The organism is Vibrio sp. 704 (genome assembly GCF_033339295.1).
Window position 1 is genome coordinate 1 of sequence record NZ_JAWOUH010000507.1, and the last position, 670, is coordinate 670.

Consider the following 670-nt stretch of genomic DNA (forward strand, 5'->3'; position numbering starts at 1 on the left):
TCAACCAATCATCAATCGTTGTGGATTATCAACACGCTTTACTCGGCAATGACAGCTTTGAGGGGGATAAAGTCTGGGTCATTGAAGCGACGGCTAAACCTGATGCGCCTGTTGTTTGGAACAAAGTTACGTTGTGGATTTCTCAGTCGACGTATTTGCAACGCAAAGTGGAATTTTATGATGAGTTCGATGAACGAGTGAATGTGTTGACGACTTACGACGTTAAAGAGTTAGGCGGTAGAAAGATAGCGACGCGAATGGAGATGAAACCCGTCGATAAACCGGGGAATAAAACCATTTTTACCACGCATCAGGCACAGTTTGATTTCGATATAAATGATGACTTTTTCTCGCAGCAGCAAATGAAATCCCTGCGTGATTAACTTGCGGTAGAGACGAACAAAAGAGAGGGGTGAGAAGCGGATGCTCATCAAACTTGCATGGCGCAATTTATGGAGGCAAAAAAGGCGGACGTTACTGACGGCCGCTGCTCTCGCGCTAGTGCTTTTTCTTTCCTTACTCACCAGAGCCTTCCAAGAAGGTAGCTACAGTTCCAACATCAAAAACGCCGCAAAGTTTTATACTGGGCTTATTCAATTGCAAAACCCTGAGTTTGGCGACTCATCTAGCATTGATGATGTGCTTCCTCAAACTGATGCCTTTATTTCTG

The 670-nt window shown here is 44.6% G+C and carries 1 protein-coding gene and 1 pseudogene; both read left to right on the plus strand.

The features are described from left to right. Positions 1–383, plus strand: a 383-nt coding sequence (locus tag R7R24_RS27405) for an outer membrane lipoprotein-sorting protein (protein ID WP_318120227.1), incomplete at its 5' end; no start/stop codon positions are given. 40 nt (positions 384–423) lie between these two features. Beyond that, a pseudogene (locus tag R7R24_RS27410) lies at positions 424–670 on the plus strand (ABC transporter permease); the annotation flags it as partial.